This window comes from Streptomyces sp. HPF1205, from assembly GCF_020400825.1.
In the GTDB taxonomy this organism is placed as follows: Bacteria; Actinomycetota; Actinomycetes; order Streptomycetales; family Streptomycetaceae; genus Actinacidiphila.
Map to the genome: position 1 here is coordinate 1 of NZ_JAINVH010000069.1, position 10,057 is coordinate 10,057.

Genomic DNA, 10,057 nt, shown 5'->3' on the forward strand with positions numbered 1-10,057 from the left:
GTACTGGTACCGCAACCTGCGCGAACCCGTACGCTTCGACCTCGCCGTCGAGGCCCTGCGGCGGGACCGGCACGGCGTGTTCGTCGAGGTCAGCCCCCACCCCGTACTGACGCCGGTGATGGACGGCATCGTGACCGGGACCCTGCGCCGCGACCACGGCGGCAGGCAGGAGTTCCACCTCGCCCTGGCGCGCCTGCACACGCAGGGCGTGGCCGTCGACTGGACGCCGGTCTTCCCCGGCGAGCCCCGCCATGTCCCGCTGCCGACGTACGCCTTCCAGCACCGGCCGTACTGGCTGACCCCCGCCGCCGCGAAGGGCGACGTGTCGGCGGCGGGACTGGACTCGGCCGGGCACCCGCTGCTCGGGGCCGTCGTCGAACTGGCCGGGGACCAGGGCGTCCTGCTCACCGGGCGGCTCTCGACGGCCACCCGTCCATGGCTGGCCGACCACGTCGTCCTGGGCTCCGTACTGCTGCCCGGCACCGTGTTCGTCGAACTCGCCATGCACGCCGGACGGCAGGCCGGCTGCGATGTCCTCGACGAACTGGTGCTGGAAGCCCCCATGATCCTGCCCGACGACGGTTCCGTGCCGGTCCAGGTCGTCGTCGGCGCACCGGACGGAACGGGCAGCCGTCCCGTCGCCGTGCACTCCCGGACGGGCGGCACCTGGCTGCGGCACGCCACCGGCACGCTCTCGACCGGCAGCCGCCCCCACCCGTACGACACCGCCGAGCCCTGGCATCCGGCGGGTGAGCCCGTCGACCTGACCGACTTCTACGACACCCTCGCCGCCCAGGGCTACGAGTACGGGCCGGTGTTCGCGGGCGTACGCGAGATCCGGCGGCAGGGCGACGAGCTCTACGCCGAGGTGGCGCTGCCCGCCGAAACCCGCGACCGGTTTGGTCTCCACCCCGCACTGCTCGACGCCGCACTCCAGCCGCTGACGCTCCTGGCGGCCGGCCGCCTGCCGTTCTCGTTCGCCGGGGTGTCGATGCGTGAGGCCGGATCCACGGCCCGGGTCCGCCTCACACCCACCGGCCCCGACACCTTCCGGGTCGCGCTCGCCGACGAGTCCGGCCCGCTGGCGGTGATCGACGCGCTGACCGTGCGCCATCGGCCGCCGGGCATGCTGGGCGCCGGTGACAACCAGCTCTTCCGCCTCGACTGGGTGCCTGTCGAGAGCACCGGCGAACCCCCTGCCGTCCACCACGTCACATCCCCAGCGGGAGACCCCGTGGCCGCCGCGCACACCGTCGCCGCCGAGACGCTGGGCGTGCTCCAGGACTTCCTGCGCGACGGTGACGGCCGGCTGGCCGTCGTGACCCGCGGGGCGGTCGGGCCGGACCCCGTCGACCTGCCGTCCAGCGTCGTCTGGGGCCTGGTCCGCGCGGCCCAGGCGGAACACCCCGACCGGTTCGTGCTCGTCGACACCGACGACCGCGTCCTCGTCGCGGGAGACGAACCGCAACTTGTCGTCCGCGACGGCGCCGCCCACGCAGCCCGCCTGGTACGCGCCGAAGCCGCCCCGGCACCCGGCCCGCTCGACCCGAACGGGACCGTGCTGATCACCGGCGGCACCGGAACACTCGGCCGCCTCGTCGCCCGGCACCTGCGCGACCGGCACGGCATCCGGCACCTGCTCCTGCTCGGCAGGACCGCGGTGGAGGTGGACTTCGACGCCGAGGTGGTGGCCTGCGACGTGGCCGACCGGGACGCGCTGGCGGCCGTACTTGCCTCGATCCCGGCCGCACACCCGCTGACCGCGGTCGTGCACGCGGCAGGCGTGCTCGACGACGGCGTCGTCGAATCCCTCACGCCCGGCCGGATCGACCAGGTGCTGCGGCCCAAGGCGGACGCCGCCTGGCACCTGCACGAGCTGACGAAAGACCTCGGCCTGAGCGCCTTCGTGCTCTTCTCGTCCGCCGCCGGTGTGCTGGGTGGCCCGGGCCAGGCGAACTACGCCGCCGCGAACGCCTTCCTGGACGCCCTCGCCGTGCACCGGCGTGCCCGTGGTCTGCCGTGCGTGTCGCTGGCCTGGGGCCAGTGGGCCGAGGCCAGCGGCCTGACCGGACACCTCACCGACACCGACCGCAAGCGCCTCGCCCGCGCCGGCGTGCTGCCGATGCCCACGGAGCAGGCGCTGGCACTGTTCGACCTGGCCCTGGGCGCCGCCGATCCCGTACTGGTCCCCGCACACCTCGACCTGTCGGCGGCGTCCCCCCGCCCCCTGCTCAGCCGCCTCACCCGTACCAGGCCCGCCCGGCGCGCGGACCGGCGGGGCCTGCGCAGGGAACTGGCGGCCCTGCCCGGGACAGAGCAGCACAGCCGCGTCCTGGAACTGGTCACCGGCCAGACGGCCGCGGTCCTCGGCCACACCGACACCGCGGCCGTCAGCGCCGAGCGGGCCTTCAAGGACCTGGGTTTCGACTCGCTCACCGCGGTGGAACTGCGCAACCGCCTGTCCGCGGTCGTCGGGTTACGGCTGCCCGCGACGCTGACCTTCGACCACCCGACCCCCGACGCGCTGGCCGGCCACCTGCGGGACCTCCTGGTCGGCGCCCCGCGTCAGGCCTCTGCCTCCGCCGTGCCGGCTCCGGTTGCGGTGCCGGGTGATCCGGTGGTGATCGTGGGTATGGGGTGCCGGTTGCCGGGCGGTGTGGGGTCGGCGGAGGAGTTGTGGGGTGTGGTGTCGGGCGGGGTGGATGCGATGGGCGAGTTTCCGTCGGATCGTGGGTGGGACGTTGAGAGGTTGTTCCATCCGGATGCGGATCACCCGGGGACGTCGTATACGCGGTGGGGTGGTTTCCTGGCGGACGCGGGGGGTTTTGATGCCGCGTTCTTCGGGATCTCGCCGCGTGAGGCGTTGTCGATGGATCCGCAGCAGCGGGTGCTGCTGGAGACCGCGTGGGAGACGTTCGAGGACGCCGGGATCGACCCGACGTCGCTGCGGGGCAGCCGGACGGGGGTGTTCACCGGCATCTGGTCCTCCGGCTACGGCGACCAGGCGCCCGCCGACGCCGAAGGCTACCTCGGTACGGGCGCCGCGACGAGCGTGACCTCCGGCCGGATCGCCTACCTGCTGGGGCTGGAGGGCGCGGCGGTCTCGTTGGACACCGCCTGCTCCTCCTCGCTGGTGGCGATCCACCTGGCGGCGCAGGCACTGCGCTCGGGCGAGTGCTCGCTGGCGCTGGCCGGCGGGGTCACGGTGATGGCGACCCCGCTGGGGTTCACGGAGTTCTCCCGCCAGCGCGGCCTGGCCCCTGACGGCCGGGTCAAGGCGTTTGCCGAGGCGGCTGATGGTACGGCGTGGGGTGAGGGTGCGGGTCTGGTGCTGCTGGAGCGCTTGTCGGACGCCCGCCGCAACGGCCACCGGGTGCTGGCGGTGGTGCGGGGTTCGGCGGTGAACCAGGACGGCACGTCGAACGGCCTCGGGGCGCCGAACGGTCCGTCGCAGGAGCGGGTGATCCGTCAGGCGCTGGCGAACGCCGGGTTGGCGACGGCGGACGTGGACGTGGTGGAGGCGCACGGTACGGGGACGACGCTGGGCGACCCGATCGAGGCGCAGGCGCTGCTGGCGACGTACGGGCAGGGGCGGGGCGAGCCGTTGTGGCTGGGTTCGGTGAAGTCGAACATCGGTCACACGCAGGCCGCCGCTGGTGTGGCGGGTGTGATCAAGATGGTGATGGCGATGCGGCACGGGCAGTTGCCGCCGACGTTGCATGTCGACGCGCCGACCTCGCACGTCGACTGGGAGTCCGGGAACATCCGGCTGCTCACCGAGGGTCGGCCGTGGCCCGAGACCGGCCACCTGCGTCGCGCGGGCATCTCGGCGTTCGGCATCAGCGGTACGAACGCGCACGTGGTGATCGAGGCGGCTGCCGAGGAGCCGGTGGGAGTTTCGGCGGGGCCCGCGGCCGGGTTCGCGGGTGGAGTGGTGCCGTGGCCGCTGTCGGCGAAGTCGGATGTGGCGTTGCGGGACCAGGCGCGCCGGCTGCGTGCCTTCACCGCCGCACATCCGGAGGTGACTGCGGCGGCGGTAGGGGGCGCGTTGGCCACCCGCGCCCTGTTCGATCACCGTGCGGTGGTCAGTGGTGTAGAGGCGTTGGAGGCGTTGGCGGAGGGCCGGTCGGTGCCGGGTCTGGTGACCGGGGTGGCGGGTCCGGTGGGCCGGCGGGTGTTCGTGTTTCCGGGGCAGGGTGCGCAGTGGGTGGGGATGGGTGGGGAGTTGTACGAGCAGTCCGAGGCTTTTCGTGCCGCCATCGACGCCTGCGCTGCCGCTCTGTCTCCGCACACCGACTGGTCGTTGGTGGAGGTGCTGACCGGCGGCGGCTCCTTGGAGCGCGTCGACGTGGTGCAGCCCGCCCTGTTCGCGGTGATGGTGGGGTTGGCGGAGTTGTGGCGTGCCCATGGTGTGGAGCCGGATGCGGTGGTGGGGCATTCGCAGGGGGAGATCGCGGCGGCGTATGTGGCCGGGGCGTTGTCGTTGGAGGATGCCGCGCGGGTGGTGGCGTTACGGAGCCGGGCCCTGGCGGTGCTGGCCGATCAAGGCGGCATGGTGTCGGTCGGGGTGTCCGCGGAACAGGCCGCGGCTTTGGTGGCCCGTTGGGACGGCCGGTTGACGGTGGCGGTGGTCAATGCGCCCGGTTCGGTTGTGGTGTCGGGAGATCTGGACGCGCTGGGCGAACTGCTGGTGGCCTGTGAGGCCGACGGTATCCGGACCCGTCGTCTGCCGGTGAACTACGCCGCCCACTCGGCGCAGGTCGAGGCGGTCCGTGAGCGGTTGCTGGCCGACCTGGCCGGGATCGCACCGCGTCCGGCGGTGATCCCGTTGTACTCCACGGTGACCGGCGAGCCGGTCGACACCTCCGCCCTCGACGCCGACTACTGGTACCGCAACCTGCGCGAACCCGTACGCTTCGACCTCGCCGTCGAGGCCCTGCGGCGGGACCGGCACGGCGTGTTCGTGGAGGTCAGCCCCCACCCCGTACTGGTGCCCCCGCTGGAGGAGCACGAGGCGGGTGTCGTGACCGGGACCCTGCGCCGCGACCACGGCACCCAGGCCGAGTTCCTGGCGGCCGCGGCGCGGCTGTTCGTCGCGGGTGTGCCGGTGCGGTGGCCGTTCCCGGAAGGGGAGCCGGTGGCGCTGCCCACCTACCCCTTCCAGCGGACGCGGTTCTGGCTTGCCGCAGGCGCGGGAGACGTGTCCGCGGCCGGGCTCGACTCGGTGGACCACCCGCTGCTCGGCGCCGCTGTCGAGGTGGGCGAGCAGCGGGTCCTGACCGGTCGGCTCTCCCTGGCGACCCACCCCTGGCTCGCCGACCACTCCGTGCTGGGAACGGTGCTGCTGCCCGCGACGGCGTTCGTGGAGCTGGTGGTGCACGCGGCCGGGGCGGCCGTGGAGGAACTGGTCCTGGAATCGCCGCTGGTGCTGCCCGCGGACGGCGCGGTGGACGTGCAGGTCGTCGTGGGCGAGCCGGACGAGGCGGGCCGCCGCACGGTCGACGTCCGCTCCCGTACGGACGGGTGGGTGCGGCACGCCACCGGCACGGTGAGCGGGAAACCCGTGGCCGGGCAGGCGCTGCCGCAGTGGCCGCCGGCCGGCGCGGAACCGGTCACCGGGCTCTACGACACGCTCGCCGCGGCAGGCTATGAATACGGGCCCGCCTTCCAGGCGGTGCAGGCGGTCTGGCGCCGCGGCAATGAGGTGTTCGCCGAGGTCACCGTGCCGGACGCGGCCCGGTTCTCCGTCCACCCGGCCCTGCTGGACGCCGCCCTGCAGCCCCTGGCACTGCTGGCCGGCACGGAGGGCGACGTGCGGCTGCCGTTCTCGCTGGGCGGGATCGCGATCCACCGCACCGGCGTGACCTCCGCGCGCGTGCGGCTGACGGCGGTGCGCCCCGGCACCTATGCCGTCGACCTGGCGGACCGGTCCGGCGAGCCCGTGGCGACCATCGAGGCGCTGACCACCCGTCCGATGGCCGAACGCGGCCCGCTGTACGCCCTCGACTGGATGGCGCTGCCCCCCGCCGAAGGCGCGCTCGGCGACGCCGTCGCCTCGCCCGGCTCGGTCGCCGAGGCGCTGGCGGCCGTCCAGGACTTCCTGGCCGGGCCCGGCGAACGGCTCGTGGTCCGCACCCGGGGCGCGGTCGCCGCCGTCCCCGGTGACAAGGTGAGCGACCCGGAAGCCTCGGCCGTATGGGGCCTGGTCCGGTCCGCGCAGTCCGAGCACCCCGGCCGGTTCGTGCTCGTGGACGCCGACGAGCTGCCCGACGGCCTGTCGGTCGGCGACGAGGACCAGGTGGCGGTGCGCCGGGGGACCGCCTACGTGCCCCGGCTCGTGCGCTCCGCACCGGAAGTCTTCGACGGACGGCTGACACAGCCGGGTACGGGCAGCCTGGACGACCTCGCCTTCCTGCCGTACGAGCGGGCCCCGCTCGGGCCACGGGAAGTGCGCGTCGCCGTGCGGGCCGCGGGCCTGAACTTCCGGGACGTCCTGATCGCCCTCGGCGTCTACCCGGACCCGGCGCTGCTCGGCAGCGAGGGCGCCGGCGTCGTCACCGAGGTCGGCGCCGAGGTCATCGGGCTGCGGCCGGGGGACAGGGTCGCCGGGCTGCTGCCCGGCGCGTTCGGCCGGGCGGCCGTCGCCGACCACAGGGTGCTGGCGCGCGTCCCCGACGAGTGGACGTTCGCCCAGGCCGCCACCGTGCCGATCGCGTTCATGACCGCGTGGTACGGCCTGCGTGACCTCGGCGGGCTGAAGGCCGGTGACCGGGTCCTGATCCACGCCGGGGCCGGCGGGGTCGGCATGGCGGCGATCCAGCTCGCGCGGCTGTGGGGCGCGGACGTCCACGCGACCGCCGGCCCGGGCAAGCGGGACGCGCTGCGCGCCCTGGGACTGGACGACGACCACATCGCCTCGTCCCGGACCCTGGAGTTCGCCGACCGGTTCGGACCCTTCGACGTGGTGCTGAACTCGCTGTCCGGTGAGTTCCTGGACGCGACACTGCGCCTGCTCGCTCCCGGCGGGCGGTTCGTGGAGATGGGCAAGACCGACATCCGGCCCGGCGTGCTGGCCTTCGACCTGGCCGACGCCGGACCGGAGCGGCTGGGGGAGATCCTGGCCGAGGCCGTCCGGCTGATCATCGCGGGCGAACTGCGCCTGCCCCCGCTCACCACCTGGGACGTCCGCCGCGCGCGGGACGCCTTCCGGTACATGAGCAAGGCCGCCCACATCGGCAAGATCGTCCTCACCGTCCCCGCGGATCTCGATCCGCTCGGCACGGTGCTGATCACCGGCGGTACGGGGACGCTGGGGGGCCATGTGGCCCGGCACCTGGTGGCCGAGCGCGGTGTGCGGCACTTGCTGCTGGTCAGCCGCAGTGGCCCGGACGCCCCCGGCGGGGCCGCGTTGCGCGCGGAGCTGGCCGGGCTGGGCGCGGAGGTGACCGTGGCCGTCTGTGACGTGGCCGACCGGGACGCGCTGGCGGCCGTACTTGCCTCGATCCCGGCCGCACATCCGCTGACCGCGGTCGTGCACGCGGCCGGGGCGCTGGACGACGCCCTGGTCGAGTCCCTGACCCCCGATCGCATCGCCGCGGTCTGGGAACCGAAGGCCGGGGCCGCTTGGCACCTGCACGAGCTGACGAAGGACCTCGACCTGAGCGCCTTCGTGCTGTTCTCGTCGGCGGCAGGTGCGCTGGGCGCGGCAGGGCAGGCCAACTACGCCGCGGCGAACGCGTACCTCGACGGCCTGGCCGCGTACCGGCGTGCCCTGGGCCTGCCGGGCGTGTCGCTGGCCTGGGGCCAGTGGGCCGAGGCCAGCGGGCTGACCGGGCAGGTGTCCCAGGGCGACCGTGAACGCCTCGCCCGCGCGGGGCTGCTGCCGATGGCGACCGACCACGCACTCGGGCTGTTCGACGCGGGCCTGGACACCGCGGAATCGGCGGTGGTCGCGGCCAGGCTCAAGGTCACCGCGCTGGGCGACCGGCCGGTGCTGCGTGCGCTGGCACGCGCGCGCAAACCGGCGCGGACCACCGGACTCGCGGGCGAGCTGGGATCGCTCCCCGAGGCCCGGCAACGCGAGATCCTGCTCGACCTGGTCAGCACCCACGCCTCCGCCGTGCTGGGCCGCGGCGACGGGATCGGCGGCGACCTGGCCTTCAAGGACCTGGGCTTCGACTCGCTGACCGGCGTGGAGCTGCGCAACCGGCTGTCCACCGCGGTCGGGGCCCGGCTGTCGGCGACGATGGTCTTCGACCACCCGACCCCGGCCCGGCTGGCCGAGTACCTGCGCGAGGTGGTCCTCGGCAAGGAACGCCGGAGCGTCGCGCCCGTGCCGGCTCCGGTCGCGGTGCCGGGTGATCCGGTGGTGGTGGTGGGGTTGGGGTGCCGGTATCCAGGCGGAGTGGGGTCGGCGGAGGAGTTGTGGGGTGTGGTGTCGGGTGGCGTGGATGCGGTGGGTGAGTTTCCGTCCGATCGTGGGTGGGACGTGGGTCGTATGTACGATCCGGCGGGCGGTCCGGGGACGTCGTATACGCGGTGGGGTGGTTTCCTGGCGAACGCGGGGGGTTTTGATGCCGCGTTCTTCGGGATCTCGCCGCGTGAGGCGCTGGCGATGGATCCGCAGCAGCGGGTGCTGCTGGAAACCGTGTGGGAGACGTTCGAGGACGCGGGGATCGACCCGACGTCGTTGCGGGGCAGCCAGACGGGCGTCTTCACCGGCATCTGGGCATCCGGCTACGCGGGCGGAGTGGACCAGGTCTCCCGCGACGCGGACGGCTATGTGGCCACCGGCACGGCGACGAGTGTGACCTCCGGCCGGGTGTCGTACCTGCTGGGGCTGGAGGGTCCGGCGGTGTCGGTGGACACGGCGTGTTCGTCGTCGCTGGTGGCGATCCACCTGGCGGCGCAGGCGCTGCGGGCGGGGGAGTGCTCACTGGCGCTGGCCGGCGGGGTGACGGTCATGGCCACACCCGCCGCTTTCATCGACTTCTCGCGGCAGCGGGGGCTGGCTGCCGATGGCCGGGTGAAGGCGTTTGCCGAGGCGGCTGATGGTACGGGGTGGGGTGAGGGTGCGGGTGTCGTGTTGTTGGAGCGGTTGTCGGATGCCCGCCGCAATGGTCACGAGGTGCTGGCGGTGGTGCGGGGTTCGGCGGTGAATCAGGACGGGGCGTCCAATGGGTTGACGGCGCCGAATGGTCCTTCGCAGGAGCGGGTGATCCGTCAGGCGTTGGCGAGTGCCGGGTTGTCGGCGGGGGACGTGGACGTGGTGGAGGCGCATGGTACGGGGACGACGCTGGGTGACCCGATTGAGGCGCAGGCGCTGCTGGCGACGTACGGGCAGGGGCGGGGTCGGGGTGAGCCGTTGTGGTTGGGGTCGGTGAAGTCGAACATCGGTCACACGCAGGCTGCCGCTGGTGTGGCGGGTGTGATCAAGATGGTGATGGCGATGCGGCATGGCGAGTTGCCGCCGACGTTGCATGTGGATGCGCCGACGTCACATGTCGACTGGTCGGCGGGTCAGGTGTCGCTGCTCACCGAGGGTCGGCCGTGGCCGGAGACGGGGCGTCCCCGCCGTGCCGGTGTGTCGGCGTTCGGTATCAGCGGTACGAACGCGCACGTGATCCTGGAGGCACCGGCACCGGATCCGGCTGAGGTGACGTCACCCGAGTCGCCTGTCACCTCCCCAGTCACCGCCGAGGCTGCCGTGCCGGTGCCGTGGCTGCTGTCGGCCAAGTCCGAGCAGGCGCTGCGGGCCCAGGCCCGCAGGTTGCAGGCGTACGCGGCCAAGGCCCCCGACGCGGACGGAATCGGCGCCGCGCTCGCCGCGCGGACCCGGTTCTCCCACCGGGCCGTGGTGACCGGGCCGGCGGCCCTGGCGGCCCTGGCGCGCGGGGAGGCACATCCCGGGCTGGTGACGGGCGAGGCCCGCGACTCGGGTAAGTCGGCGTTTGTGTTTTCTGGTCAGGGTGGTCAGTGGGTGGGGATGGGTCGGGGGTTGTATGGGGAGTTTCCGGTGTTTGCGGGGGTGTTGGATGAGGTGTGTGGGTTGTTGGGG

At 73.5% G+C, this 10,057-nt stretch carries 1 protein-coding gene; it reads left to right on the forward strand.

Going from position 1 to position 10,057, the window contains the following annotated elements:
• Positions 1–10,057: type I polyketide synthase (locus K7G61_RS35250; protein WP_225851238.1), on the forward strand; the 10,057-nt coding region annotated here is incomplete at both ends.